Genomic DNA, 24030 nt, shown 5'->3' with positions numbered 1-24030 from the left:
CACTTGTTGCTTTGGAGGATATGAGATGTCTTATGAAAAAGTAGCACAGGTTAAATCACGAATAATCATCGGTACTAAACAAACGCTTAAAGCTATGAAAAATGGCGAAATAAGCGAAGTGGTTATTGCAGATGATGCTGATAGGCAAATAACGCAAAAGGTAGCAGGTTTGGCTGAAGAACTTGGAATACCTTGTCAGCGAGTAGATTCAATGGAAAAGCTAGGTGCAGCTTGTGGTATTGAAGTGGGCGCCTCAACAGTAGCAATCAGAAGATAATAGTTTTAACGAAACTAAATCGTTGAAGCTTTGTTTTTTGCCAAAAGATGAACCACCTGGCTGTGTGGTATTACAAACAACCTGTTATACTCTAGGTTGTGCCAGTTTATTTTAGACTATTATTTATTCCGGAAGGGAGGAAAACAAAATGCCAACTATTAATCAACTTGTCCGTAAAGGACGTGTGAGCAAGCCTAAAAAGTCTGATTCTCCAGCACTTAACAAAGGCTACAATAGCTTCAAAAAGAAACTAACAGACCAAAACTCTCCACAAAAACGTGGTGTTTGTACACGTGTGGGTACACTAACTCCAAAGAAACCGAACTCTGCACTTCGTAAATATGCGCGTGTTCGTCTTTCTAACAACATGGAAGTAACTGCATATATCCCAGGGATTGGTCACAATCTACAGGAGCACAGTGTTGTATTGCTTCGCGGTGGACGTGTAAAAGATTTACCTGGTGTACGTTACCACATTGTTCGTGGAGCACTTGATACAGCAGGAGTAGAAGGTCGCGCACAAGGCCGTTCTAAATACGGTACGAAAAGACCTAAAGCTAAGAAATAAGCGTGACACCAGTCTCGCATCATTATAATTAAGAAAGGAGGAGGACATATGCCACGTAAAGGACCAGTACCTAAACGCGATGTCTTGCCAGATCCACTTTATAATTCAAAACTTGTCACTCGTTTAATCAACCAGATCATGATTGACGGTAAACGGGGGATTGCACAAAAAATTCTTTATAATGCATTTGAACTTGTAAATGAAAAAAGCGGACAAAACGCTATGGAAGTTTTTGAACAAGCTATGAAAAACGTAATGCCTGTACTTGAAGTACGCGCACGCCGTGTTGGTGGTTCAAACTACCAAGTGCCAATGGAGGTTCGCCCAGAACGCCGTCAGGCTCTAGGACTACGTTATATCGTTAACTATTCTCGTCTACGCGGAGAAAAGACAATGGAAGAACGTCTTGCTAACGAAATTCTGGATGCTTCTAACAATACAGGAGCTGCAGTTAAGCGTCGCGAAGAAATGCACAAAATGGCGGAAGCAAACAAAGCATTCGCTCACTACCGCTGGTAGGTTAAATCAAAATATAGCTTTTAATAGGAAGGAGAAGAATACATGGCTAGAGAGTTCTCCTTGGAAAAGACGCGTAATATTGGGATTATGGCACACATTGATGCAGGTAAAACCACTACTACAGAGCGTATTCTTTTCTACACAGGACGTATTCATAAAATTGGTGAAACACATGAAGGTGCTTCTCAAATGGACTGGATGGAGCAGGAGCAAGAGCGTGGTATTACAATTACTTCCGCTGCAACAACTGCTGCGTGGGATGACCACCGTATCAATATAATTGATACACCAGGTCACGTAGACTTCACTGTTGAAGTTGAACGTTCACTACGTGTACTTGATGGTGCCGTTACGGTTCTTGATGCTCAATCAGGTGTTGAACCTCAAACAGAAACAGTTTGGCGTCAGGCTACTACGTATGGTGTACCAAGAATTGTTTTCATTAACAAAATGGACAAAATTGGTGCAGACTTCCTATACTCTACAGGTACTTTGAAAGAACGTCTTGGTGCAAACGCGCATCCTGTACAGCTACCAATTGGTGCTGAAGACGAATTCGAAGGTATTATTGACCTTGTAAATATGGAAGCTCACTTCTACCTTGATGATCTTGGTACAAAAGCAGAGTCTCGCGAGATTCCTGCTGAGTACAAGGAAAAGGCAGAAGAACTACGCGCTAGCTTAATCGAAGCTGTATCTGAGCTTGATGAAGAACTAATGATGAAATTCCTAGAAGGAGAAGAAATCTCCAACGAAGAATTGAATAATGCGATTCGTCAGGCAACACTGGATGTAGAATTCTACCCAGTATACTGTGGTTCAGCATTTAAGAACAAAGGTGTTCAATTAATGCTTGATGGTGTTATCAAGTATCTTCCAGCACCAACTGATGTTGCTGCTATCGAAGGGATTATTCCTGGAACAGAAGAGAAAGTTACACGTCCGGCAGATGATAAAGCACCATTCTCAGCACTAGCATTTAAAGTAATGACAGACCCATACGTTGGTAAGTTAACATTCTTCCGCGTATACTCTGGGACTTTAGATTCTGGTTCTTATGTTAAAAACTCTGTTAAAGACAAACGCGAACGCGTTGGTCGTATCCTACAGATGCACGCAAACTCCCGTGAAGAAATCTCAAAAGTTTATTCCGGTGAAATTGCTGCTGCAGTTGGTCTTAAAGATACAACTACAGGGGACACCCTTTGTGATGAAAAGGATCTAGTTATTCTAGAATCCATGGACTTCCCTGAGCCGGTTATTGGGGTTGCAATCGAACCTAAAACAAAAGCCGATCAGGATAAAATGGGTATCGCTCTAGGTAAACTTGCTGAAGAGGATCCTACCTTCAGAACAGAAACAAATGTCGAAACAGGACAAACGATCATCTCTGGTATGGGTGAACTTCACCTTGATGTCATTGTTGACCGCCTGAAGCGTGAATTTAAAGTTGAAGCGAATGTTGGTGCGCCACAAGTAGCATACCGTGAAACATTCCGTTCAGCAGCTGAAGTCGAAGGTAAATTCGTACGTCAGTCAGGTGGACGTGGGCAATACGGACACGTTTGGGTTAAATTTGAGCCAAACGAAGAAGGTGCCGGCTTTGAATTTGTAAACAAGGTTGTTGGTGGGGTCGTACCACGTGAGTACATCGGATCTGTTGAAGCAGGTATTGAAGAAGCATTGAAAAATGGTGTATTAGCTGGCTATCCATTAATAGATGTTAAAGCAACTCTATATGATGGAAGTTACCATGATGTAGATTCCAACGAGATGGCATTTAAAATCGCTGGATCAATGGCATTGAAAGCAGCGAAAAACAAATGTAGCCCAGTTATACTTGAGCCAATCGCAAAAGTAGAAATTGTTATCCCTGAGGAATACCTTGGTGATATCATGGGTGACGTAACAAGTCGTCGTGGTCGTGTGGAAGGTATGGAAGCACGCGGAACTGCACAGGTAGTAAGAGGCTTTGTTCCTTTATCTCAAATGTTCGGTTATGCAACTGCATTACGTTCTAACACCCAAGGACGCGGAGTCTTTACCATGCATTTTGATCATTACGAAGAAGTGCCGAAAAGCATCTCTGAAGAAATTATCAAGAAAAATGCAGGTGAATAATTGATTTTTTTCTGCAACTAAAGTATAACTTTAGTGAAGGCTAAGAAATAATCTAGTATTGTTTCTTAGCCACACATAAATCTTACAAATACTTTTATTTATTTAAAGGAGGAACTATAAATGGGTAAAGAAAAGTTTGATCGCTCAAAAAGTCACGTAAACGTTGGTACTATCGGACACGTTGACCATGGTAAAACTACTTTAACTGCTGCTATTACAATCGTAATGCACAAGAAATCTGGTAAAGGTACTCAAATGGCATATGACCAAATTGATAACGCACCAGAAGAAAAAGAACGTGGAATCACAATCGCGACTTCTCACGTAGAGTACGAAACAGATACTCGTCACTATGCACACGTTGACTGCCCAGGTCACGCTGACTATGTTAAAAACATGATCACTGGTGCTGCACAAATGGACGGAGCTATCCTTGTAGTATCTGCTGCAGATGGTCCAATGCCACAAACTCGTGAGCACATCCTGCTATCTCGTAACGTAGGTGTACCTTCAATCGTTGTATTCCTTAACAAAACAGATATGGTTGACGATGAAGAACTTCTTGAGTTAGTTGAAATGGAAGTACGTGACCTATTAACTGAATACGACTTCCCTGGTGATGACGTACCAGTAATCAAAGGTTCTGCTCTTAAAGCAATCGAAGGAGATGCAGACTACGAAGCAAAAATCATTGAACTTATGGACGCAGTTGACGAGTACATCCCTACTCCAGACCGCGACAAAGACAAACCATTCATGATGCCAGTTGAGGATGTATTCTCAATCACTGGTCGTGGTACTGTAGCAACAGGCCGTGTTGAACGTGGAGAAGTTAAAGTTGGGGACGAAGTTGAAATCATTGGTATCAATGAAGAAGCTTCTAAAACAACTGTAACTGGTGTTGAAATGTTCCGTAAGCTTCTTGACTATGCAGAAGCTGGAGATAACATTGGTGCACTTCTTCGTGGTGTAGCACGTGAAGACATCAACCGTGGACAAGTGCTTGCTAAGCCTGGTTCAATTACTCCACACACTAACTTCAAAGCTGAAGTTTATGTATTGTCAAAAGAAGAAGGTGGACGTCATACTCCATTCTTCGGTAACTACCGCCCACAGTTCTACTTCCGTACAACTGACGTAACTGGCGTTGTTACACTTCCAGAAGGCGTTGAAATGGTAATGCCTGGAGATAACATCGAAATGGCTGTAGAATTGATTTCACCAATCGCTATCGAAGACGGTACTCGTTTCTCTATCCGTGAGGGTGGACGTACTGTTGGATCTGGTGTTGTTTCTTCTATCAACAAATAATACCTTTTCAAAAGGACTGCGCACTATGCGCGGTCCTTTTTTTGGTTTTTAACAAGAAGTCAATCTTCGTTGGAAACTGTACAAAACCTATTAAACAACCAAGCACTTGGTTTCAATTAACCACAACGGAGTTCCAATCGTATAAAGATGTATTTAGTAAAGTATCACAAACACCCTTTCTAATAAATCCATCCATAACCTTCTAAAGACGAGGGGTTAATAGAGTTTTCTTAATAGAGATAAATGAACTATATCCTAGAGAACCATATAGAATCGCAAAAGTAGGTCAGAAAGCCATAATTTCTGACTTACACACTTCTTCTTCTCCAAAAGGTAATAACACGTGAGAAATTTATTAAAGAGATTTCCACACACCCTTGCATTTAGTAGCGATAGTTAGTATAATACATAGATGTGCGACCCAATGAATGTTTTTTACAAAAAGGGTTGCAATGACCGTATAAATTCTATATAATAAGAATGTTGGTCATCAAAGGCGATGAAGCGGAAGGTTGTTGGCACACCCGGCCCCTTTGCCATGGCGGGTTGTCGAGATATTTTCGTGGAGAATGTCTATAATAATATGGGCGAGAAGGAGGGAAAATAATGGCAAAAGAGAAGATTAGAATTCGTTTGAAAGCTTATGATCACCGTATTTTAGATCAATCAGCTGAGAAAATCGTAGATACTGCGAAACGTTCAGGTGCTAGTGTGTCTGGTCCGATTCCATTACCTACAGAAAGATCGGTTTACACAGTACTACGTGCGGTGCACAAGTATAAGGATTCACGTGAGCAATTCGAAATGCGTACACATAAACGTCTTATCGATATTGTTAACCCAACACCACAAACAGTTGATTCACTAATGCGTCTTGACTTACCATCAGGTGTTGACATTGAAATTAAATTATAAATAAATGTTTTACTATAGGAGGTGTAACGGATGACGAAAGGAATCTTAGGTCGTAAAATCGGCATGACTCAGCTATTTTCTGAAACTGGTGAATTAGTACCTGTGACTGTAATTCAAGCTGAGCCAAACGTAGTTCTACAAAAAAGAACATTAGAAAATGATGGCTATGAAGCACTGCAAATCGGTTTTGCTGATGAAAAAGGATCACGTACTAACAAGGCGGAAAAAGGCCATGCTGACAAAGCAAACACAGCCCCTAAGCGCTACGTTCGTGAAATCCGTGACGCGAAGCTTGACGAACATGAAGTTGGTCAAGAAATCAGCGTTGAAGTTTTTCAAGCAGGAGACAAGATCGACGTAACAGGCACAACCAAAGGTAAAGGATTCCAAGGTTCTATTAAACGCCACAATCAACAACGTGGTCCAATGTCCCATGGTTCTCATTACCACAGAAGCCCTGGTTCACTAGGTGCGGTTGACCCAATGCGTGTCTTCAAAGGACGTCCACTACCAGGTCAAATGGGTGGAACACAGGTAACAATTCAAAACCTAGAGGTTGTTAGTGTAGATGCTGAACGCAACTTGCTATTAATCAAAGGTAATGTACCAGGTGCAAAAAAATCATTCGTAAAAATTACGAGTGCAGTAAAGGCTAACTAATCACACACACGAAGGGAGGATATGTCATGCCTAAAGTAGCACTATTAAAACAAGACGGTTCACAAGCTGGTGATCTGGAATTAAATGATTCTGTATTTGGAATTGAACCAAATACACATGTTTTACATGAAGCAGTAGTAATGCAACGTGCATCTATGCGTCAAGGAACTCATGCAGTTAAAGGTCGTTCTGACGTACGCGGTGGTGGTCGTAAACCATGGCGTCAAAAAGGAACTGGCCGTGCGCGTCAAGGTTCTATTCGCTCTCCACAATGGGTAGGCGGAGGTGTAGTGTTTGGTCCAACGCCACGCAGCTACAGCTACAAACTACCTAAAAAGGTACGTCGTCTAGCACTAAGATCTGCACTTTCTTCTAAAGTACAAGAAGAAAATCTAGTAGTATTGGAAAGTCTAGCGATGGATGCTCCAAAAACAAAAGAAGTAGTGAGCATGCTTAAAGCACTTAATGTGGATACAAAAGCATTGATCGTAACTGCTGAGAAAGACGAAACGGTTATCCGTTCCGCAAACAACCTTCAATCTGTTAAAGTTCTAACTGTTGAAGAAGTAAATGTTCTAGATTTGCTTACGCATGACAAGCTGATCCTAACGAAGGATGCAGCTGAAAAAGCAGGGGAGGTGCTTGCATAATGAAAGATCCACGTGATATTATAAAGCGCCCTGTCATTACAGAGAATTCTGCTGACTTAATGGAACAAAAGAAATATACGTTTGAAGTAAGTACTAAAGCCAATAAAACAGAGATCAAAGATGCTATTGAACTTGTATTTGGCGTTAAAGTAGATAAAGTAAACACAATGAACCTTAAAGGTAAATTTAAGCGGATGGGAAGATACGGTGGTTACCGTCCAAACCGCAAAAAAGCTATCGTTCAACTTTCAGAAGACAGTAAAGATCTGGAAATCTTCGAAGGTTAACTAGAAAATCTCGTGAAGGAGGGAAAACAAGATGGCGATTAAAAAATTCAAACCAACGTCTAACGGAAGACGTAATATGTCAGTGTCTGATTTCGCGGAAATCACTACAGACACTCCAGAGAAATCCCTTTTAAGCCCGTTGTACAAACGTGGTGGTCGTAACAACCAAGGGAAACTAACTGTTCGTCATCAAGGTGGCGGTCATAAGCGTCAATACCGTATTATCGACTTTAAACGTGATAAAGATGGTATACCAGGACGCGTTGCTACTATTGAGTATGATCCAAACCGTTCAGCTAACATTGCACTAATCAATTACGCTGATGGTGAAAAACGCTACATTTTGGCTCCGAAAGGACTAAAAGTAGGACAAAAAATCGAATCTGGTGTAGATGCGGATATCAAAGTAGGTAACGCACTTCCACTTGCTAACATTCCAGTTGGTACAATTATTCATAACGTTGAATTAAAGCCAGGACGCGGTGGTCAATTAGCTCGTTCTGCTGGTGCGGAAGCACAAATTCTTGGTCGTGAAGAAAAGTACACACTTGTTCGTTTAGCATCAGGTGAAGTTCGTCTAGTTCTTACAACTTGTCGTGCAACTGTTGGCCAGGTTGGAAACTTAGAACATGAACTTATTCGTATCGGTAAAGCTGGTCGTTCACGCTGGTTAAACAAACGCCCTACAGTTCGTGGTTCTGTAATGAACCCTAACGATCACCCACACGGTGGTGGTGAAGGACGTGCGCCAATCGGACGTAAATCACCAATGTCACCTTGGGGCAAACCTACACTTGGTTACAAAACTCGTAAACGTAATAAGCCGACTGATAAATATATCGTTCGTAAACGTAAAAAATAATCGAAAGTAGTGGACGGGATTATATACCCGTCTCTCAATTGCGGAAGGAGGTTTATCCATGGGTCGTAGCTTGAAAAAAGGACCTTTTGCAGATGACCATCTATTGTCAAAGATCGAGAAATTAAATGAAGACGACAAGAAACAGGTAGTAAAAACCTGGTCACGTCGTTCAACAATATTCCCTACTTTTATTGGTCACACTGTTGCTGTATATGATGGACGTAAACACGTACCAGTCTATATCACAGAAGACATGGTCGGTCATAAACTAGGTGAATTCGCGCCAACTCGCACGTATAAAGGGCATGGTGGCGATGATAAGAAAACTAAACGCTAATGAGAGGAGGCACTAAGTATGCAAGCTAAAGCCATGGCGAAATCGGTTCGTATTGCTCCTCGTAAAGTACGATTAGTCGTTGATTTAATTCGAGGAAAAAACGTTGGCGAAGCAGTTGCAATTCTACGCCACACACAACGCGGTGCTTCTCCAGTCGTAGAGAAGGTTTTGAAGTCTGCTATCGCAAACGCAGAACACAACTACGAAATGGACCCGGACAATCTAGTGATTTCCGAAGCATTTGTAAATGAAGGTGCTACATTGAAACGTTTCCGTCCACGTGCACAAGGACGTGCAAGTAAAATTAACAAACGCACTAGCCACATTACAGTGGTTGTAACAGAAAAGAAGGAGGGATAGTCAGTGGGTCAAAAAGTAAATCCAACGGGTCTTCGTGTCGGCATCATTAAAGACTGGGAGTCAAAATGGTATGCTGGTAAAGACTATGCAGACTTACTACATGAAGATATTAAAATCAGAGAATATCTTGAAAACCGTTTGCGTATTGCTGCTGTTTCTTCTATCGACATCGAGCGCGCAGCTAATCGCGTAAACATCACTATTCATACTGGGAAACCAGGAATGGTAATTGGTAAAGGCGGTTCTGAAGTAGAAGCTCTACGTAAATCATTGAACAGCTTGACTGGTAAACGAGTACACATCAACATTGTTGAAATTAAGAAAGTTGATCTTGATGCAACACTAGTTGCTGAAAACATTGCTCGTCAATTAGAAAACCGTATCTCATTCCGTCGTGCACAAAAGCAATCAATTCAACGTGCAATGCGCGGAGGAGCAAAAGGAATCAAAACACAAGTTTCCGGACGTCTTGGTGGAGCAGATATCGCTCGTGCGGAACATTATAGTGAAGGAACAGTACCACTACACACATTGCGTGCTGATATCGATTATGGTACAGCTGAAGCAGATACTACTTACGGTAAACTAGGTGTTAAAGTGTGGATCTATCGTGGGGAAGTCCTTCCAACTAAATCAAACAAATAAGGAAGGGGGCAATGCATTATGTTAATGCCTAAACGCGTAAAATATCGTAGACAACATCGTGGTAAAATGAGAGGCCAAGCTAAAGGTGGTACTACAGTAGCTTTTGGTGAATACGGCCTACAAGCAACAGAAGCTTCATGGATCACTAGTCGTCAGATTGAGGCTGCCCGTATTGCAATGACTCGTTACATGAAACGTGGCGGTAAAGTTTGGATTAAAATCTTTCCTGATAAGCCATACACTGCAAAACCCCTAGAAGTTCGAATGGGTTCCGGTAAAGGTGCTCCAGAAGGCTGGGTAGCAGTAGTAAAACCAGGAAAAATCATGTTTGAAATCGCAGGAGTTCCCGAAGAGGTTGCTCGTGAAGCGCTACGTCTAGCATCTCACAAACTGCCGATCAAAACTAAATTCGTAAAACGTGAAGAAATTGGTGGTGAAAGCAATGAAGGCTAATGAAATCAGAGAACTAACCACTGCCGAAATTGAACAAAAAGTAAAATCTTTAAAAGAAGAACTATTTAATTTGCGCTTCCAGCTTGCAACTGGTCAACTGGAAAACACTGCTCGTATTCGTGAAGTGAGAAAGTCAATTGCTCGCATGAAAACAGTAGTACGCCAACGCGAAGTTAGCGTAAATAACTAGAAATCTGAGAGGAGGTTAGCCTCGAATGACTGAACGTAATGATCGTAAGGTATATACAGGCCGTGTCGTATCAGACAAAATGGATAAAACAATTACGGTATTAGTTGAAACTTATAAGTTTCATAAACTATACGGTAAACGTGTAAAATACTCTAAGAAATTCAAAACACATGACGAGAACAACCAGGCAAAAACTGGAGATGTTGTGCGTATCATGGAAACTCGTCCGCTATCAGCAACTAAACGTTTCCGTTTGGTTGAAGTCGTTGAAGAAGCGGTAATTATATAATAAAGTTCGCTCGGAAGGTATCCGAAGGGAGGTCACAGCGATATGATTCAACAGGAAACTCGCTTAAAAGTTGCAGATAACTCTGGCGCACGTGAAGTCTTAACTATTAAAGTGTTAGGCGGATCTGGCCGTAAAACTGCCAATATTGGTGATGTAATTGTTTGTACTGTCAAACAAGCAACACCAGGAGGCGTTGTCAAAAAAGGTGAAGTTGTTAAAGCTGTCATCGTACGTACTAAATCTGGTGCACGTCGTAAAGATGGTTCATACATTCGTTTTGATGAAAATGCAGCGGTAATTATCCGTGATGATAAAAGTCCACGAGGTACTCGTATCTTCGGACCAGTTGCACGTGAATTACGTGATGCAAAATTCATGAAAATCGTATCTCTAGCTCCAGAAGTTCTATAAGCTAAAATTAGCCTTGCAAGGAGGTGCGTCAAGCATGCATGTAAAAAAAGGTGATAAAGTTAAAGTAATATCCGGTAAAGACCGCGGTAAAGAAGGCACAATCCTAGAAGTGAACCCAGCTCAGGAGCGCGTTCTTGTAGAAGGCATTAACATGATGAAAAAACATGCGAAACCTTCACAGGAAAATCCACAAGGTGGAATCCTAAACCAAGAAGCTCCAATCCACGCTTCTAACGTAATGCCAATAGATCCTAAATCCGGTGAACCAACTCGCGTTGGGTATGAAGTACGTGACGGAAAGAAAGTCCGCATCGCTAAAAAATCCGGTGAAGCAATAGATAAATAATTTAGCGACGAAAGGAGGGCGACATTGATGAATGAATTAAGAAAAAAATACCAAGATGAAGTATCACCATCTTTGATGAATAAATTTAATTATGAGTCTGTAATGCAGGTACCAGCTGTTGAGAAGATTGTTATCAACATGGGTGTCGGTGATGCAGTTCAAAACTCTAAAGCATTAGATAGCGCTGTTGAAGAGCTTGCGTTAATTTCTGGTCAAAAACCATTGATCACTCGTGCTAAGAAATCAATCGCTGGTTTCCGCCTTCGTGAAGGAATGCCGATCGGTGCAAAAGTAACCCTTCGCGGTGAGCGTATGTACGAATTCCTTCAAAAGCTTGTATCGGTATCACTTCCACGTGTACGTGACTTCCGTGGTATCTCTAAAAAAGCTTTTGATGGTCGTGGAAACTATACATTAGGTGTAAAAGAACAGCTAATATTCCCGGAAATTAATTATGATAAAGTGAACAAGGTACGTGGTATGGATATCGTTATTGTAACTTCATCCAATACTGACGAAGAGGCTCGTGAACTTTTAGCTCAGCTAGGCATGCCTTTCCAAAAATAAGCTTAGAGCTAATACAAGGAGGGAAAATTGTGGCTAAAAAATCAATGATTGCGAAACAAAAACGCCCACAAAAGTATCAAGTACGTGAATATACACGTTGCGAACGTTGTGGCCGTCCACATTCTGTAATCCGTAAATTTAAACTTTGCCGTATTTGTTTCCGTGAACTTGCCTACAAAGGTCAAATTCCTGGTGTCAAAAAAGCAAGCTGGTAAACCCCGATTCGGGAAGGAGGTAATTAGTAATGGTTATGACAGATCCAATTGCAGATATGCTAACTCGTATTCGTAATGCTAACATGGTACGCCATGAAAAGTTAGAGCTTCCGGCTTCAACAATGAAGAAGGAGATCGCTGACATCCTTAAGCGTGAAGGATTCGTTTCAGATTATGAGTTTGTTGAAGATAACAAACAAGGTGTTTTGCGTATTTTCCTTAAATACGGTACAAACGAAGAACGAGTAATTACAGGTATCAAACGTATTAGTAAGCCAGGACTACGTGTTTACGCTAAAGCTAATGAAGTACCACGTGTGCTTAATGGTTTAGGTATAGCTATTGTCTCAACATCAAAAGGTGTGCTTTCTGATAAAGAAGCACGTTCACAAGCTGTTGGTGGCGAAGTTCTAGCATACGTTTGGTAATTAACATTTTTTGATGAGGAGGTGTATGGAATGTCTCGTATAGGACTTAAGCCGATTGAAATTCCACAAGGTGTAGAAGTTAAACTTAACGGAACTACAGTGTCTGTGAAAGGACCTAAAGGTGAGTTAACAAGAAACGTACACCAGGATATGAATATTAATATTGAAGATAATGTTGTTACAATTGCACGTCCAAGTGATCACAAAGACCATCGTGCCCTGCACGGAACTACTCGTAGTTTAATCAACAACATGGTTGAAGGTGTAAGCAAAGGATTCGAAAAATCCCTTGAAATCATCGGGGTTGGTTACCGTGCAATGAAACAAGGAGACAAAGTTGTGATTAACGCTGGTTATTCACACCCTGTTGAACTTGATCCAATTGACGGCATTGAAATTGACGTTCCTAAAAACACGCAAGTAATTGTTAAAGGAATTGATAAGGAGCTTGTTGGTGCAGTTGCTTCCAATATTAGAGCAATCAGACCACCTGAGCCTTATAAAGGAAAAGGTATTCGCTACGAAGGTGAATATGTACGTCGTAAAGAAGGTAAAACTGCTAAGTAAGACTAGTTAGGGAGCAGAAAGGAGTGACCTAAATGATCACAAAGCCTGACAAAAATATTGTACGTAAAAGAAGGCATGCACGTGTAAGAAAAAACATTTCTGGTACGGAGCAACGCCCACGTCTTAACGTATATCGTTCAAATAAACACATCTATGCACAGTTAATTGATGACAATAATGGTGTAACAGTTGCAAGTGCTTCAACTAAAGATAACGAATTAAAAGTAGAAGCTACTGGCAACCTTGACGCTGCCGTGAAAGTCGGAGAAACTATCGCGAAACGTGCCCAAGATAAAGGTTACAAATCGGTTGTATTCGATCGCGGAGGCTACCTTTATCATGGACGTGTAAAAGCATTAGCAGATGCTGCCCGTGAGGCAGGTCTTGAATTTTAATCGATAAAGGAGGGACATACATGATGTCAAACATCGATCCGAACAAATTAGATCTTGAAGAACGTGTTGTTACGGTCAACCGTGTTGCAAAAGTAGTTAAAGGTGGACGTCGTTTCCGCTTTGCTGCTTTAGTAGTTGTCGGTGATAAAAATGGCCATGTAGGATTTGGTACAGGTAAAGCACAAGAAGTACCAGAAGCAATTAAAAAAGCAGTTGATGATGCGAAGAAAAATCTGATTACAGTACCGATCGTCGGAACTACTATTCCTCATCAAATTAATGGACGTTTTGGTTCTGGTAATGTATTGATGAAACCTGCAGCAGAGGGTACTGGAGTTATCTCTGGTGGACCGGTTCGTGCCATCCTTGAACTTGCGGGTGTTGGTGATATTTTAACAAAATCACTTGGTTCAAATACACCAATTAACATGATTCGTGCAACATTAAACGGTTTAACAAACTTGAAGCGCGCAGAAGACGTAGCAAAACTACGTGGAAAGTCTGTGGAAGAACTGTTAGGATAAGGAGGGAACTGTTATGTCTAAAAAATTAGAAATCACCCTCACGCGTAGTGTTATCGGTGGATCAGATGTACAAAAGAAAACTGTTCAAGCATTAGGACTTAGAAAGATTCGTCAATCCGTAGTACGTGAAGATACTGATGCCGTTCGCGGTATGGTTAACAAAGTATCTCATCTAGTAGCGGTTAAAGAACTTTAATTATATAATTGCGTAAAGAGGAGGTGCTCGAATGAAACTTCATGAATTGAAGCCATCAGAAGGAACACGCACAAATCGTAACCGTGTAGGTCGTGGTATGTCATCTGGTAACGGAAAAACTTCCGGCCGTGGACATAAAGGTCAAAAAGCACGTTCAGGCGGCGGTACTCGTCCGGGCTTTGAAGGTGGTCAAATGCCTTTATTCCAACGTTTACCTAAACGTGGATTTACAAACATTCACCGTAAAGAATTTACTATTGTGAACTTAGATGCGCTAAATCGTTTTGAAGACGGCACAGAAATTACACCTGAGCTATTACTTGAAGAAGGTGTCGTAAGCAAGCTTAATGCTGGTATTAAAGTACTTGGCAAAGGTGCTATCGAAAAAAAACTTACAGTAAAAGCTCATAAGTTCTCTGCTTCAGCAATTGAAGCAATAGAGGCAGCGGGCGGTAAAACCGAGGTGATTTAATGTTCCGTACAATCTCCAATTTTATGCGCGTAGGTGACATTAGACGGAAAATAATCTTCACTTTGTTGATGTTGGTTGTCTTCCGTCTAGGCACATTTATTCCTGTGCCTTATACAGATAAACAAGCAATTGATTGGATGAACTCACAAAATGTATTTGGATTCCTGAACACATTTGGTGGAGGAGCACTACAAAACTTCTCCATTTTTGCCATGGGTATCATGCCATACATTACAGCGTCCATTATTATGCAGCTATTGCAAATGGATGTTGTTCCTAAATTTGCCGAGTGGAAGAAGCAAGGTGATGCGGGACGTAAGAAGTTGGCACAGATCACGCGTTATGGTACGATCGTCCTTGCATTCATTCAGGCGATTGCGATGTCCATTGGGTTCAACGCAATGGCTGGAGGTTCACTGATTACCAATCCAGGTGTATTAACATTTCTCGTGATTGCGATTGTTCTTACAAGTGGAACTGCATTTTTAATGTGGTTGGGAGAACAGATCACTGCAAATGGTGTAGGGAATGGAATTTCAATTATTATCTTTGCGGGTATCGTAGCCGCAGTTCCAAACGGGATTCAACAACTTTACAGTCAGTATTTTGTTAATCCTGGTGATGAATTGTTTATCAACATTGTAATTGTTGCCTTGATTGCTTTGGTAGTTGTGGCTGTAGTGGTTGGAGTTATCTTCATCCAGCAGGCACTTCGTAAAATACCAATCCAATATGCAAAAAAACTTGTTAATCGCTCTCCGGTTGGCGGACATTCCACACATTTACCGTTAAAAGTAAATGCTGCAGGAGTTATCCCGGTAATCTTTGCGATAGCATTTATGGTTGCACCAAGTACGGTGGCTAACTTCTTTGAAGGAAGCCAAATCGCATCAACGATCACAACGATTTTTGACTATACAAAGCCAATTGGTATGGTTTTATATGTAGCGCTTATTATTGCTTTCACATATTTCTATACGTTCGTACAGGTTAATCCTGAACAAATGGCTGAGAATTTACAGAAACAAGGCGGTTATATTCCAGGTATCCGACCTGGTAAAAATACTGAAACGTATTTAACACGTGTGATGTACCGTTTAACCTTTGTCGGTGCTCTCTTCCTGGCGGCTGTATCTGTGCTCCCTATCCTATTGGGTGGGCTGGCTGGTTTACCTACCGCAGTTCAAATTGGTGGCACAAGCTTACTGATTGTTGTTGGAGTAGCATTACAGACAATGAAACAGCTGGAAAGTCAGTTGGTTAAACGACACTACAAAGGTTTTATCAAGTAGGATCCTGCTGCCAATGAGAGTGAGGGGAAATTTGTTGAATTTGATTTTAATGGGTCTTCCTGGTGCCGGCAAAGGTACTCAGGCCGAAAAGATAAACGAAAAATATAACATCCCTCATATTTCAACAGGAGATATGTTCCGATTAGCTATAAAAGAGGGTACAGACCTTGGAAAGAAAGCTAAAGAATATATGGATCAAGGTGAGCTTGTTCCGGATGAAGTAACAATCGGGATTGTGAAAGAACGTTTAAGCAAAGCAGACTGTAAGGAAGGTTTCTTATTGGATGGATTTCCAAGAACCATTGCCCAGGCAGAGGCTTTACAAGATCTTCTTTCCGATTTAAATCAATCCATTGACTATGTACTGCATGTAGATGTACCAAAAGAAAAATTAGTGGAGCGTCTAACGGGTCGTAGAATTTGTCCGACATGTGGAGCTACTTATCACGTTCTTTACAACCCGCCAAAGGTTGAAGGAATTTGTGATAAAGATGGTTCCAAGTTAATTCAGCGAGAAGATGATCAGGCCGAAACAGTGAAGAACCGTTTGGCAGTTAATATAAAGCAAACTCAACCGTTATTGGACTTTTACGAGGACAAAGGATACTTAGTATCTGTTAACGGTGACCAAGATATTGATCAGGTTTTTGAAGATATTCAAAACAAGATTGATAAATAATCTTTTATTATAACTGTTGTATAGCCAACGGATGCATTCCGTTGGATGAAAAGTTATAATAAAATGGAGTAATCACATTTGAACGTGCATTGCTTCAAGTTAAGTGACACAGGATTGGATAAGCGATAACCCCTATTTAGTAGGGTGGCAGTATAAACTATAGCCTAAGTGAAGGTGATCGTTGTTGAACGAAGATGATTCGATTCCGCTAATAGGTCAAGTTGTTCGTATTATGCAGGGACGGGAAGCAGGACAATATGCGGTTATCATAAAATTACTTGAAGATCGGTATGTCTTGCTTGCAGATGGGGAAAAACGTAAATATGATCGACCAAAGAAAAAGAACTTGCATCATATTGAAGTTATGGACTACATTTCTCCTGAAGTCCAGAAAAGCCTTCTAGAAACTGGTCGTGTCACAAATGGTAAGCTACGGTTTGCCATAGCTAAATTTATCAATGAAGTTGTGACTGATTTGAAGAAGGGAGATCAACACGATGGCGAAAGACGATGTAATTGAAGTTGAAGGTACCGTAACCGATACATTGCCGAATGCGATGTTTAATGTAGAGCTTGAAAATGGCCATACAGTTTTGGCCCATGTCTCAGGCAAGATTCGTATGCATTTCATCCGCATTCTGCCAGGTGATAAAGTAACGGTTGAACTTTCTCCGTATGATTTAACTAGAGGACGAATTACGTACCGTTATAAATAAGCGAGCTCCGATATAAAAGGAGGAAAAGATGAGATGAAAGTAAGAGCATCTGTTAAACCAATTTGTGAAAAATGCAAAGTAATCAAACGTAAAGGTAAAGTTATGGTTATTTGCGAGAACCCGAAACACAAGCAAAAACAAGGCTAAACTAATAGGAGGTGTTACAATCTTATGGCACGTATTGCAGGTATTGATATTCCACGTGACAAACGTGTAGTAATTTCATTGACTTACATTTATGGAATTGGCAAAGTGACCGCAGAGAAAGTCCTTAAAGAAGCAGGCGTTTCAGAAGACACTCGTGTACGCGATCTAACAGAAGATGAGCTTGGTAAAATCCGTAAAGTAATCGATGTTTATACAACCGAAGGGGACCTTCGTCGTGAAATTTCCCTTAACATCAAACGTCTAATCGAGATTGGTTCTTACAGAGGTGTACGTCACCGTCGTGGGTTGCCAGTTCGTGGACAAAAAACTAAGAACAATTCACGTACTCGTAAAGGACCTCGTCGAGCAGTTGCAGGCAAGAAAAAATAACGTGAAGGAGGTAAGCTAATTAATGGCACGTAAAACTAATACACGTAAACGTCGTGTGAAAAAGAATATAGAAACCGGTATTGCACATATCCGTTCTACTTTTAACAACACAATTGTTACAATTACAGATGCGCAAGGTAATGCGATTGGCTGGAGCTCTGCTGGATCATTAGGATTCAAAGGATCTCGTAAGTCTACTCCATTTGCTGCTCAAATGGCAGCAGAAACTGCAGCGAAGTCTGCTGTAGATAATGGAATGAAAACTCTAGAAGTAACAGTTAAAGGACCTGGAGCTGGCCGTGAAGCAGCGATTCGTTCTCTTCAAGCAGCTGGTCTGGAAGTAACAGCAATTGTTGATGTAACTCCTGTTCCACACAATGGCTGTCGCCCACCAAAACGTCGTCGCGTATAATTATACCGTATAGAATTTGTCACCCTGTCTATAATGGGTTATGATAGCTAAAAATGTAAAGGTCCGCCCTTTACCATACAGCATTCGAGAGACAAGAAGTACGAAAGTATTGCAGGTAGTGCAGAAACGCCAACTGCCTATTTGAGGAATTTCGGTTAGACGCGGTGTCTAACCGGGGTTTCGACGTTTTAAAGGAGGGTTTTATTGAATGATCGAAATTGAAAAACCAAAAATTGAGACGGTAGAAGTCAGCGAGGATGCTACGTTTGGTAAATTCGTAGTCGAACCGCTTGAACGTGGATATGGTACCACTCTAGGAAACTCCTTGCGTCGTATCCTACTATCCTCACTTCCAGGTGCTGCTGTTACATCCGTTCAGTTTGATGGGGCGCTTCATGAATTTTCAACAATTGATGGTGTTGTTGAAGACGTAACGTCTATCATTTTGAACTTGAAAAAACTAGCTTTGAAAATCTATTCTGATGAAGAAAAGGTTTTAGAAGTGGATGTACAGGGGGAAGGGAAAGTTACGGCCGCTGATCTGACATACGATAGTGATGTGGAAGTATTAAATCCGGAACTACCTATTGCTACATTGAACAGCAAAGGTAATTTGCGTATGAAAATTACCGCAGAACGTGGTCGCGGATACCGTCCGGCTGAAGCGAATAAAAAAGATGACCAACCTATTGGTGTTGTGCCAATCGATTCTATTTTTACTCCCGTTTCCCGTGTGACCTATCAAGTTGAGAATACACGTGTAGGGCAAGTAGCTAATTTTGATAAACTAACGTTGGATGTCTCTACAGATGGAAGCATTCGCCCAGAGGAAGCAGTTTCTCTTGGAGCTAAAGTTTTCACTGAGCATCTTAATATTTTCGTTGGTTTAACTGATGAAGCCAAAAAGGCCGAAATCATGGTAGAAAAAGAAGAAGACCAGAAAGAAAAAGTAATGGAAATGACAATCGAAGAGCTTGATCTTTCTGTCAGATCCTATAACTGCTTGAAACGTGCTGGAATTAACACGGTTCAAGAACTTGCAAACAAATCGGAAGAAGACATGATGAAAGTTCGTAACTTAGGTCGTAAATCATTAGAAGAAGTAAAAGTAAAACTAATTGATCTTGGCTTAGGCTTACGTGATGACGATTGATCATTGTTTTTACCAGCATTCCTATTCCCATTTAACCTGGTCCCGATAACCGGGACATACGCAGGTTAGGAAGAATAGGTATCGCAGGTTTTCTTTGCGGTTTTTCGCATTTTTAAATTTAGTCTGTAGTCATCAAGAAAGGGAGGGATAGTCCATGGCTAGAAAACTAGGTCGTACAACAGATTCTCGTATGGCTCTACTTCGTAATCTTGCATCTGATTTGATTATTCATGAACGGATTGAAACAACAGAAGCAAAAGCGAAAGAGCTTAAATCTGTAGTAGATAAAATGATTACGCTTGGAAAACGTGGTGATCTTCATTCACGTCGTCAAGCTGCAGCATTCTTGTATAACAAAGAAGCTAACGAAAATGAAAGTGTTGTTCAAAAACTTTTCAATGACGTTGCTGCACGCTATGAAGACCGTCAAGGTGGATACACACGCGTTCTTAAATTAGGTGAACGCCAAGGTGATGGAGCAAAAATGGCAATTGTAGAATTAGTTTAATCTACAAAAAGGCGTCGAGGGCAGGACTGAATCTCTTCATGAGGTGAAGCCAAGCCCTTTTTTTGTAATTTAAAAAGGTAGTGGGCTTGTAACACTCTAGTGCTGGCTAATGTTGCTTGCGGAGTGTTTAAGCCTACTATGCTTTGTATCCAACTAGATGGAAGAGACATCATAGAGTATAAACCTCACAGAAGCGTTTTAACGCCCTTCTGAACATTATTTAACCCATTGCCCCTACAAATACACCTCAGGGGGAGAGAAGAGCTAGAGGAGGCATTAGAATGAGAGAGAAGCTAATAGAGTTTAGAAATGTATCCTTTCGATATAGAGAAGAGCACCCCTGGGTCTTGAAAAACTGTTCGTTTGAAATCTATGAAGATGAATCGATTGCTATCATTGGCCATAATGGAAGTGGTAAATCTACAATAGCAAAACTAATTAATGGCTTACTATTTCCTCAAGAAGGCGAGATTTTAATAGCTGGAAAACCTGTAACAGAGGAGACAATCTGGGATATTAGAAAAGATGTAGGGATGGTTTTTCAGAATCCTGACAATCAGTTCGTGGGTACCACCGTCCAGGATGATGTAGCCTTCGGGATGGAAAACAGAGGTATTCCAAGAGAAGAAATGATAGCCCGTATTGAGGAATCCTTAACAGCCGTGGGAATGCAGGATTACCATTTAACAGAACCACACCGGCTTTCAGGTGGTCAAAAACAGCGTGTCGCCATCGCAGGTGTACTGGCAGTCTCCCCAAAAGTCCTGATATTAGATGAAGCGACAGCGATGCTTGACCCTAAAGGTAGAACGGAAATTATGAACACATTAAATCAAGTGCAAGAAAAAAATAATTTATCTCTCATCACGATAACCCATGACTTACATGAAGTCGTGCAGTCAGATCGCGTTATTGTTATGAATCATGGAGAGATCTGGGATGAAGCCACACCTAGAGAAATTTTTGCTAAAAAACATGCACTTCGAGAAATCGGGCTTGACGTGCCATTTGTTGCCATTTTGGCTGATAAGTTGCAGGAAAAGGGACTAGCTTTAACAAAGGAACCATTAAACCATGAAGAGCTGCTGGAGGAATTATGGACATTACATTCAACAACGTAAGCTATATATACCAAGAAAATAGCCCTTTCGCTCATAAGGCGATTGAGGATTTAAGTTTTCATATTCCATCTGGTTCCTTTGTAGCTGTCATCGGTCATACTGGTTCCGGTAAATCGACCCTGATCCAGCATTTAAATGGTCTAGCCATGCCTTCAAGAGGCGAGGTAACGATTGGTGATTTTCACCTTAAAGCAAAAGAGAAGCCGAAGAACATGCGAGAACTGCGTAGCAAAGTAGGCGTCGTATTCCAATATCCCGAGCATCAGCTATTCGAAGAAACCGTTGCAAAAGATATCGCCTTTGGTCCAGAAAATTTCGGTGTCGAGAAAGCGGTAATCGAGGAGCGGATTCGAGAAATCATTCCAGCTGTTGGGTTATCTGAGGATATATTAGAGCGTTCTCCATTTGACTTGAGTGGCGGGCAAATGCGTAGAGTTGCGATTGCAGGTGTTATGGCTGTACAGCCAGAAGTACTTGTTTTGGATGAACCTACGGCAGGTTTAGACCCCCGAGGTCAGAAAGAGATTTTGCAGATGTTTTATGAGTTGCATAAAAGACAGGGGCTTACTACCATTCTCGTTACCCATAGCATGGAGGATGCACTCAAATATGCTGACCACGTGTTGATCATGAACAAAGGGAAAAAGTATATGGAGGGAAACCCTGTTGAAGTTTTCACCCAAAAGGATGCACTGCATAAGGTGCAATTAGATGTACCAGAGAGTGTTGCATTCCTAAGTAAGTTTGAAGAGAGATTTAAATACTCTCTACCTTTTAAAGGGCAGACGGTTGATGAATTGGCTGAGGACATCCGGCGTGTCATGCAAGGGGGCAGAATAGATGAATAACACCCTGATCATCGGACAATATGTACCAGGAAACTCCCTTGTTCATAAATTAGACCCAAGAACTAAAATTACACTTATTTTCTTTTTTGTATTCATTGTATTTTTAGCCAATAATGTAGTGAGTTATAGTATTCTAGCGTTGTTTGCACTGGCCAGTATGGTGACCTCTCGTGTACCCATACGATTTATCATGAAGGGGCTGACACCTGTATGGTTCCTGATTGTCTTCACGTTCATCTTGCATATCATTGTAACGAAGGAAGGCACCATATGGCTGGAGATATACTCCTTTCAGATTTATTCTGGTGGAGTATTTCAAGGGATTGCTATCTCATTGCGGTTCTTCTTGCTTATTCTCATTACATCTCTTTTAACTTTAACCACAACACCAATTGAGATTACCGATGCTATTGAGGATATGCTGCATCCATTAAAGAAAGTGAAGTTCCCTGTTCATGAGCTTGCACTGATGATGTCTATTTCTCTTCGGTTTATCCCAACACTTATGCAGGAAACAGAAAAAATCTCCAAAGCTCAGGCCTCACGCGGAGTTGACTTTCGGACAGGCTCTATCAAAGATCGAGCAAAAGCGGTGGTTCCATTGCTGATTCCTTTGTTTGTTAGTGCCTTTAAGCGGGCGGAAGAGCTGGCTATGGCGATGGAAGCTCGTGGGTATAAAGGTGGAGAGGGACGTACGAAATTAAGAGAATTAAAAATAAACGCACGTGATATCGCCGTTTATCTACTATTTATCGCTGTCATTGCAGGTCTGCTGCTAACAAGAGGCTATTAAGGAAAGGCTGAAGCACGATGGTAAGACTACGATGTACCATTTATTACGATGGGTCCCAATTTTCCGGTTTCCAAATACAACCCAAAAAGCGAACAATCCAAGGTGAGTTGGAAAGAGCGTTGAAGAAAATGCATAAGGGTAGCGACATTCGGATCCAGGCATCTGGCCGGACTGACACTGGCGTGCATGCAAAAGGGCAAAAAATCCATTTTGATTCCCCTTATAAGATTCCAACAGGGAACTGGAAGCTTGCGCTAAATACTTTATTGCCAGATGATCTTTATATTAAGGACGTAACAGAAGTCTCGGAAACATTTCATGCTCGCTATGATGTAGTCGAAAAAGAATATCGCTATTACGTAATAAATGAAAAAGAGCCCGATGTGTTTAAACGTCATTACAGCTATCATTTCCCCTATGCACTTAATGTCTCGAAAATAAAAGAGGCGTGCACTTACCTGGAAGGGACACATGATTTCACAACCTTTTCATCTGCGAAAGCAACGACGAAGGGGAGTAAGGAAAGGACCCTATTTCAGGTAAGTTGCGAACACCAAGGGACAGAACTAGAATTTATTTTTCGGGGGAGCGGCTTTTTATATAATATGGTGCGCATCATTGTTGGAGTGCTCCTAGATGTTGGACAGGGGCGGCGTAACCCCGAAGACATAAATGACTTGCTGAAACAGAAAGATCGTCAGCTTGTGGGCGAAACGATTCCACCACAGGGGCTTTATTTGTGGAATGTTGTCTATGAAGAGGAGTCTTCATAATGTAAATAGAGGATTTACGCAAATCATTTGCTCATCCCCTTGACAAATCCCTATACTTTGGTATATTATGATCTATGGCAATTTATTTCTGAAACCACGATTAGCCCCGGAATCTAATTGTGTTGAATATAGAAATAGCGAAACGAATTTTAAAATGAATTTTTAATTATGGAGGGAACAATCATGCGCACAACTTTCATGGCGAATGAATCTAATATCGAACGCAAATGGCTTGTTGTGGATGCTGAAGGCCAACGTCTTGGTCGCTTAGCTAGTGAGGTTGCTGCAATCCTTCGCGGAAAGCATAAAGCAACTTACACACCACACGCTGACACTGGCGATAATGTAATCATCATTAACGCAGAGAAAATCGAACTAACTGGTAACAAAATCAATGACAAGATCTACTACCGTCACTCAAACCACCCAGGTGGATTGAAAGAACGTAATGCATATGAAATGCGTACAAAATACCCTGAGCAAATGCTTGAGCTTGCAGTCAAAGGAATGCTTCCAAAAGGTTCTCTAGGCCGTAAAATGGGTAAGAAATTGCACGTATTCAGAGGCGCTGAGCACAATCACCAAGCACAACAACCTGAAGTTTACGAACTTCGCGGGTAATTAAAAGGAGGT

The 24030-nt window shown here is 41.2% G+C and carries 40 protein-coding genes; all 40 read left to right on the top strand.

The window, feature by feature from the left end; translation table 11 throughout:
• Positions 1-25: 25 nt before the first annotated feature.
• The 40 genes from ACTWPF_RS18870 (at position 26) to rplM (ending at position 24018) form a co-directional block, all read left to right on the top strand.
• Positions 26-277 (top strand): 50S ribosomal protein L7ae-like protein, encoded by a 252-nt coding sequence (locus tag ACTWPF_RS18870; RefSeq protein ID WP_036578682.1) that lies wholly within the window; start codon positions 26-28, stop codon positions 275-277.
• Positions 278-425: 148 nt separating this feature from the next.
• Positions 426-845 (top strand): 30S ribosomal protein S12, encoded by a 420-nt coding sequence (gene rpsL / locus ACTWPF_RS18865; protein ID WP_042225473.1) that lies wholly within the window; start codon positions 426-428, stop codon positions 843-845.
• Between the two features lie 48 nt (positions 846-893).
• Positions 894-1364, top strand: a complete 471-nt coding sequence (gene rpsG / locus ACTWPF_RS18860) for a 30S ribosomal protein S7 (RefSeq protein ID WP_036578679.1) — start codon at positions 894-896, stop codon at positions 1362-1364.
• Positions 1365-1406: 42 nt separating this feature from the next.
• Entirely contained in the window at positions 1407-3485 is a 2079-nt protein-coding gene (gene fusA / locus ACTWPF_RS18855; RefSeq protein WP_106895418.1) for an elongation factor G, read from the top strand.
• Positions 3486-3605: 120 nt separating this feature from the next.
• Complete coding sequence (gene tuf, locus ACTWPF_RS18850; RefSeq protein WP_106895419.1) at positions 3606-4796, top strand: elongation factor Tu; 1191 nt, start codon at positions 3606-3608, stop codon at positions 4794-4796.
• Positions 4797-5402: 606 nt separating this feature from the next.
• Positions 5403-5711, top strand: coding sequence for a 30S ribosomal protein S10 (gene rpsJ, locus ACTWPF_RS18845; protein WP_036578675.1), 309 nt, complete (start codon positions 5403-5405; stop codon positions 5709-5711).
• Positions 5712-5741: 30 nt separating this feature from the next.
• On the top strand, positions 5742-6371 hold the full coding sequence (rplC, locus tag ACTWPF_RS18840) for a 50S ribosomal protein L3 (protein WP_036578674.1): 630 nt from the start codon (positions 5742-5744) through the stop codon (positions 6369-6371).
• A gap of 26 nt (positions 6372-6397) precedes the next feature.
• On the top strand, positions 6398-7021 hold the full coding sequence (gene rplD / locus ACTWPF_RS18835; protein WP_036578672.1) for a 50S ribosomal protein L4: 624 nt from the start codon (positions 6398-6400) through the stop codon (positions 7019-7021).
• Positions 7021-7308, top strand: coding sequence for a 50S ribosomal protein L23 (rplW, locus tag ACTWPF_RS18830; protein ID WP_036578671.1), 288 nt, complete (start codon positions 7021-7023; stop codon positions 7306-7308). Before rplD ends, rplW begins: the two co-directional genes overlap by 1 nt.
• A 31-nt stretch (positions 7309-7339) precedes the next feature.
• Positions 7340-8170, top strand: coding sequence for a 50S ribosomal protein L2 (gene rplB / locus ACTWPF_RS18825; RefSeq protein WP_036578670.1), 831 nt, complete (start codon positions 7340-7342; stop codon positions 8168-8170).
• A 58-nt stretch (positions 8171-8228) separates the two neighbouring features.
• Positions 8229-8507, top strand: coding sequence for a 30S ribosomal protein S19 (gene rpsS / locus ACTWPF_RS18820; RefSeq protein WP_036578668.1), 279 nt, complete (start codon positions 8229-8231; stop codon positions 8505-8507).
• An 18-nt stretch (positions 8508-8525) separates the two neighbouring features.
• The gene (gene rplV / locus ACTWPF_RS18815; RefSeq protein ID WP_036578667.1) at positions 8526-8867 is read left to right on the top strand and encodes a 50S ribosomal protein L22; all 342 of its coding nucleotides are present in this window, start codon (positions 8526-8528) and stop codon (positions 8865-8867) included.
• 3 nt (positions 8868-8870) lie between these two features.
• On the top strand, positions 8871-9512 hold the full coding sequence (gene rpsC / locus ACTWPF_RS18810; RefSeq protein ID WP_036578666.1) for a 30S ribosomal protein S3: 642 nt from the start codon (positions 8871-8873) through the stop codon (positions 9510-9512).
• 18 nt (positions 9513-9530) lie between these two features.
• Positions 9531-9965 carry a 50S ribosomal protein L16 gene (rplP, locus tag ACTWPF_RS18805; RefSeq protein ID WP_036578664.1) on the top strand — a complete coding sequence of 145 codons (435 nt, stop codon included), beginning with the start codon at positions 9531-9533 and terminating at the stop codon, positions 9963-9965.
• The gene (gene rpmC / locus ACTWPF_RS18800; RefSeq protein WP_036578662.1) at positions 9955-10155 is read left to right on the top strand and encodes a 50S ribosomal protein L29; all 201 of its coding nucleotides are present in this window, start codon (positions 9955-9957) and stop codon (positions 10153-10155) included. Before rplP ends, rpmC begins: the two co-directional genes overlap by 11 nt.
• A gap of 25 nt (positions 10156-10180) precedes the next feature.
• Positions 10181-10444, top strand: coding sequence for a 30S ribosomal protein S17 (rpsQ, locus tag ACTWPF_RS18795; RefSeq protein WP_036578661.1), 264 nt, complete (start codon positions 10181-10183; stop codon positions 10442-10444).
• 42 nt (positions 10445-10486) lie between these two features.
• Complete coding sequence (gene rplN, locus ACTWPF_RS18790) at positions 10487-10855, top strand: 50S ribosomal protein L14 (protein WP_036578659.1); 369 nt, start codon at positions 10487-10489, stop codon at positions 10853-10855.
• Positions 10856-10889: 34 nt separating this feature from the next.
• Positions 10890-11201, top strand: coding sequence for a 50S ribosomal protein L24 (gene rplX, locus ACTWPF_RS18785; RefSeq protein WP_036578657.1), 312 nt, complete (start codon positions 10890-10892; stop codon positions 11199-11201).
• Between the two features lie 27 nt (positions 11202-11228).
• Positions 11229-11768, top strand: coding sequence for a 50S ribosomal protein L5 (gene rplE / locus ACTWPF_RS18780; RefSeq protein WP_036578655.1), 540 nt, complete (start codon positions 11229-11231; stop codon positions 11766-11768).
• Between the two features lie 29 nt (positions 11769-11797).
• On the top strand, positions 11798-11983 hold the full coding sequence (locus ACTWPF_RS18775) for a type Z 30S ribosomal protein S14 (protein WP_019375521.1): 186 nt from the start codon (positions 11798-11800) through the stop codon (positions 11981-11983).
• Positions 11984-12012: 29 nt separating this feature from the next.
• Entirely contained in the window at positions 12013-12411 is a 399-nt protein-coding gene (rpsH, locus tag ACTWPF_RS18770) for a 30S ribosomal protein S8 (RefSeq protein WP_036578652.1), read from the top strand.
• Between the two features lie 30 nt (positions 12412-12441).
• Positions 12442-12978 (top strand): 50S ribosomal protein L6, encoded by a 537-nt coding sequence (rplF, locus tag ACTWPF_RS18765; protein WP_106895422.1) that lies wholly within the window; start codon positions 12442-12444, stop codon positions 12976-12978.
• Between the two features lie 32 nt (positions 12979-13010).
• Positions 13011-13373: a 50S ribosomal protein L18 gene (rplR, locus tag ACTWPF_RS18760; RefSeq protein WP_106895423.1), complete on the top strand. Its 363-nt coding sequence runs from the start codon at positions 13011-13013 to the stop codon at positions 13371-13373.
• A gap of 23 nt (positions 13374-13396) precedes the next feature.
• Complete coding sequence (gene rpsE / locus ACTWPF_RS18755; RefSeq protein WP_036578733.1) at positions 13397-13897, top strand: 30S ribosomal protein S5; 501 nt, start codon at positions 13397-13399, stop codon at positions 13895-13897.
• 13 nt (positions 13898-13910) lie between these two features.
• A complete protein-coding gene (gene rpmD / locus ACTWPF_RS18750) occupies positions 13911-14093 on the top strand; it encodes a 50S ribosomal protein L30 (protein WP_036578647.1) in 183 nt (60 codons plus the stop codon).
• Between the two features lie 31 nt (positions 14094-14124).
• On the top strand, positions 14125-14565 hold the full coding sequence (gene rplO / locus ACTWPF_RS18745; protein ID WP_036578646.1) for a 50S ribosomal protein L15: 441 nt from the start codon (positions 14125-14127) through the stop codon (positions 14563-14565).
• Positions 14565-15857 (top strand): preprotein translocase subunit SecY, encoded by a 1293-nt coding sequence (secY, locus tag ACTWPF_RS18740; protein WP_443150074.1) that lies wholly within the window; start codon positions 14565-14567, stop codon positions 15855-15857. Before rplO ends, secY begins: the two co-directional genes overlap by 1 nt.
• Positions 15858-15891: 34 nt before the next feature.
• On the top strand, positions 15892-16536 hold the full coding sequence (locus tag ACTWPF_RS18735) for an adenylate kinase (RefSeq protein ID WP_106895425.1): 645 nt from the start codon (positions 15892-15894) through the stop codon (positions 16534-16536).
• A gap of 184 nt (positions 16537-16720) precedes the next feature.
• The gene (locus ACTWPF_RS18730; protein WP_036578642.1) at positions 16721-17056 is read left to right on the top strand and encodes a KOW domain-containing RNA-binding protein; all 336 of its coding nucleotides are present in this window, start codon (positions 16721-16723) and stop codon (positions 17054-17056) included.
• Positions 17034-17252, top strand: a complete 219-nt coding sequence (infA, locus tag ACTWPF_RS18725; RefSeq protein WP_036578640.1) for a translation initiation factor IF-1 — start codon at positions 17034-17036, stop codon at positions 17250-17252. Before ACTWPF_RS18730 ends, infA begins: the two co-directional genes overlap by 23 nt.
• A 33-nt stretch (positions 17253-17285) precedes the next feature.
• Positions 17286-17399: a 50S ribosomal protein L36 gene (gene rpmJ, locus ACTWPF_RS18720; RefSeq protein WP_010095733.1), complete on the top strand. Its 114-nt coding sequence runs from the start codon at positions 17286-17288 to the stop codon at positions 17397-17399.
• 24 nt (positions 17400-17423) lie between these two features.
• Entirely contained in the window at positions 17424-17789 is a 366-nt protein-coding gene (gene rpsM, locus ACTWPF_RS18715) for a 30S ribosomal protein S13 (protein ID WP_036578638.1), read from the top strand.
• Between the two features lie 22 nt (positions 17790-17811).
• The gene (rpsK, locus tag ACTWPF_RS18710) at positions 17812-18201 is read left to right on the top strand and encodes a 30S ribosomal protein S11 (protein WP_036578637.1); all 390 of its coding nucleotides are present in this window, start codon (positions 17812-17814) and stop codon (positions 18199-18201) included.
• Between the two features lie 208 nt (positions 18202-18409).
• Positions 18410-19354, top strand: coding sequence for a DNA-directed RNA polymerase subunit alpha (locus tag ACTWPF_RS18705; protein ID WP_036578636.1), 945 nt, complete (start codon positions 18410-18412; stop codon positions 19352-19354).
• A gap of 154 nt (positions 19355-19508) precedes the next feature.
• The gene (gene rplQ / locus ACTWPF_RS18700) at positions 19509-19862 is read left to right on the top strand and encodes a 50S ribosomal protein L17 (protein ID WP_036578635.1); all 354 of its coding nucleotides are present in this window, start codon (positions 19509-19511) and stop codon (positions 19860-19862) included.
• 281 nt (positions 19863-20143) lie between these two features.
• The gene (locus ACTWPF_RS18695) at positions 20144-20983 is read left to right on the top strand and encodes an energy-coupling factor ABC transporter ATP-binding protein (RefSeq protein WP_443150073.1); all 840 of its coding nucleotides are present in this window, start codon (positions 20144-20146) and stop codon (positions 20981-20983) included.
• On the top strand, positions 20959-21831 hold the full coding sequence (locus ACTWPF_RS18690) for an energy-coupling factor ABC transporter ATP-binding protein (protein WP_443150072.1): 873 nt from the start codon (positions 20959-20961) through the stop codon (positions 21829-21831). The genes ACTWPF_RS18695 and ACTWPF_RS18690 overlap by 25 nt, the downstream gene beginning before the upstream one ends.
• Positions 21824-22624: an energy-coupling factor transporter transmembrane component T family protein gene (locus tag ACTWPF_RS18685; RefSeq protein WP_106895429.1), complete on the top strand. Its 801-nt coding sequence runs from the start codon at positions 21824-21826 to the stop codon at positions 22622-22624. Before ACTWPF_RS18690 ends, ACTWPF_RS18685 begins: the two co-directional genes overlap by 8 nt.
• A gap of 17 nt (positions 22625-22641) precedes the next feature.
• Positions 22642-23397 carry a tRNA pseudouridine(38-40) synthase TruA gene (gene truA, locus ACTWPF_RS18680; RefSeq protein ID WP_161464408.1) on the top strand — a complete coding sequence of 252 codons (756 nt, stop codon included), beginning with the start codon at positions 22642-22644 and terminating at the stop codon, positions 23395-23397.
• 183 nt (positions 23398-23580) lie between these two features.
• Positions 23581-24018 carry a 50S ribosomal protein L13 gene (gene rplM / locus ACTWPF_RS18675; protein ID WP_036578627.1) on the top strand — a complete coding sequence of 146 codons (438 nt, stop codon included), beginning with the start codon at positions 23581-23583 and terminating at the stop codon, positions 24016-24018.
• Positions 24019-24030: the final 12 nt, after the last annotated feature.

The organism is Oceanobacillus sp. M65 (assembly GCF_052246275.1).
GTDB classification, from domain to species: domain Bacteria; phylum Bacillota; class Bacilli; order Bacillales; family Amphibacillaceae; genus Oceanobacillus_B; species Oceanobacillus_B jordanicus.
The sequence above is the reverse complement of the archived record's forward strand: the minus strand, read 5'-3'. Positions and strand labels throughout refer to the sequence as shown.

Bases quoted from the DNA above. Each gene is read 5' to 3' on its own strand.
- rpmJ (WP_010095733.1), top strand. From the start codon at position 17,286: ATGAAAGTAAGAGCATCTGTTAAACCAATTTGTGAAAAATGCAAAGTA.
- ACTWPF_RS18685 (WP_106895429.1), top strand. From the start codon at position 21,824: ATGAATAACACCCTGATCATCGGACAATATGTACCAGGAAACTCCCTT.
- rplQ (WP_036578635.1), top strand. From the start codon at position 19,509: ATGGCTAGAAAACTAGGTCGTACAACAGATTCTCGTATGGCTCTACTT.
- rplN (WP_036578659.1), top strand. From the start codon at position 10,487: ATGATTCAACAGGAAACTCGCTTAAAAGTTGCAGATAACTCTGGCGCA.
- fusA (WP_106895418.1), top strand. From the start codon at position 1,407: ATGGCTAGAGAGTTCTCCTTGGAAAAGACGCGTAATATTGGGATTATG.
- truA (WP_161464408.1), top strand. From the start codon at position 22,642: ATGGTAAGACTACGATGTACCATTTATTACGATGGGTCCCAATTTTCC.
- rpmC (WP_036578662.1), top strand. From the start codon at position 9,955: ATGAAGGCTAATGAAATCAGAGAACTAACCACTGCCGAAATTGAACAA.
- rpsS (WP_036578668.1), top strand. From the start codon at position 8,229: ATGGGTCGTAGCTTGAAAAAAGGACCTTTTGCAGATGACCATCTATTG.
- rplP (WP_036578664.1), top strand. From the start codon at position 9,531: ATGTTAATGCCTAAACGCGTAAAATATCGTAGACAACATCGTGGTAAA.
- rpsE (WP_036578733.1), top strand. From the start codon at position 13,397: ATGTCAAACATCGATCCGAACAAATTAGATCTTGAAGAACGTGTTGTT.
- ACTWPF_RS18705 (WP_036578636.1), top strand. From the start codon at position 18,410: ATGATCGAAATTGAAAAACCAAAAATTGAGACGGTAGAAGTCAGCGAG.
- rpsJ (WP_036578675.1), top strand. From the start codon at position 5,403: ATGGCAAAAGAGAAGATTAGAATTCGTTTGAAAGCTTATGATCACCGT.
- secY (WP_443150074.1), top strand. From the start codon at position 14,565: ATGTTCCGTACAATCTCCAATTTTATGCGCGTAGGTGACATTAGACGG.
- rplM (WP_036578627.1), top strand. From the start codon at position 23,581: ATGCGCACAACTTTCATGGCGAATGAATCTAATATCGAACGCAAATGG.
- infA (WP_036578640.1), top strand. From the start codon at position 17,034: ATGGCGAAAGACGATGTAATTGAAGTTGAAGGTACCGTAACCGATACA.
- rpsG (WP_036578679.1), top strand. From the start codon at position 894: ATGCCACGTAAAGGACCAGTACCTAAACGCGATGTCTTGCCAGATCCA.
- rplX (WP_036578657.1), top strand. From the start codon at position 10,890: ATGCATGTAAAAAAAGGTGATAAAGTTAAAGTAATATCCGGTAAAGAC.
- rpsQ (WP_036578661.1), top strand. From the start codon at position 10,181: ATGACTGAACGTAATGATCGTAAGGTATATACAGGCCGTGTCGTATCA.
- rplE (WP_036578655.1), top strand. From the start codon at position 11,229: ATGAATGAATTAAGAAAAAAATACCAAGATGAAGTATCACCATCTTTG.
- rplF (WP_106895422.1), top strand. From the start codon at position 12,442: ATGTCTCGTATAGGACTTAAGCCGATTGAAATTCCACAAGGTGTAGAA.
- ACTWPF_RS18695 (WP_443150073.1), top strand. From the start codon at position 20,144: ATGAGAGAGAAGCTAATAGAGTTTAGAAATGTATCCTTTCGATATAGA.
- tuf (WP_106895419.1), top strand. From the start codon at position 3,606: ATGGGTAAAGAAAAGTTTGATCGCTCAAAAAGTCACGTAAACGTTGGT.
- rplR (WP_106895423.1), top strand. From the start codon at position 13,011: ATGATCACAAAGCCTGACAAAAATATTGTACGTAAAAGAAGGCATGCA.
- rplW (WP_036578671.1), top strand. From the start codon at position 7,021: ATGAAAGATCCACGTGATATTATAAAGCGCCCTGTCATTACAGAGAAT.
- rplC (WP_036578674.1), top strand. From the start codon at position 5,742: ATGACGAAAGGAATCTTAGGTCGTAAAATCGGCATGACTCAGCTATTT.
- ACTWPF_RS18870 (WP_036578682.1), top strand. From the start codon at position 26: ATGTCTTATGAAAAAGTAGCACAGGTTAAATCACGAATAATCATCGGT.
- ACTWPF_RS18690 (WP_443150072.1), top strand. From the start codon at position 20,959: ATGGACATTACATTCAACAACGTAAGCTATATATACCAAGAAAATAGC.
- rplD (WP_036578672.1), top strand. From the start codon at position 6,398: ATGCCTAAAGTAGCACTATTAAAACAAGACGGTTCACAAGCTGGTGAT.
- rplB (WP_036578670.1), top strand. From the start codon at position 7,340: ATGGCGATTAAAAAATTCAAACCAACGTCTAACGGAAGACGTAATATG.
- rpsM (WP_036578638.1), top strand. From the start codon at position 17,424: ATGGCACGTATTGCAGGTATTGATATTCCACGTGACAAACGTGTAGTA.
- rplO (WP_036578646.1), top strand. From the start codon at position 14,125: ATGAAACTTCATGAATTGAAGCCATCAGAAGGAACACGCACAAATCGT.
- rpsH (WP_036578652.1), top strand. From the start codon at position 12,013: ATGGTTATGACAGATCCAATTGCAGATATGCTAACTCGTATTCGTAAT.
- rpsK (WP_036578637.1), top strand. From the start codon at position 17,812: ATGGCACGTAAAACTAATACACGTAAACGTCGTGTGAAAAAGAATATA.
- rpsL (WP_042225473.1), top strand. From the start codon at position 426: ATGCCAACTATTAATCAACTTGTCCGTAAAGGACGTGTGAGCAAGCCT.
- rpmD (WP_036578647.1), top strand. From the start codon at position 13,911: ATGTCTAAAAAATTAGAAATCACCCTCACGCGTAGTGTTATCGGTGGA.
- rplV (WP_036578667.1), top strand. From the start codon at position 8,526: ATGCAAGCTAAAGCCATGGCGAAATCGGTTCGTATTGCTCCTCGTAAA.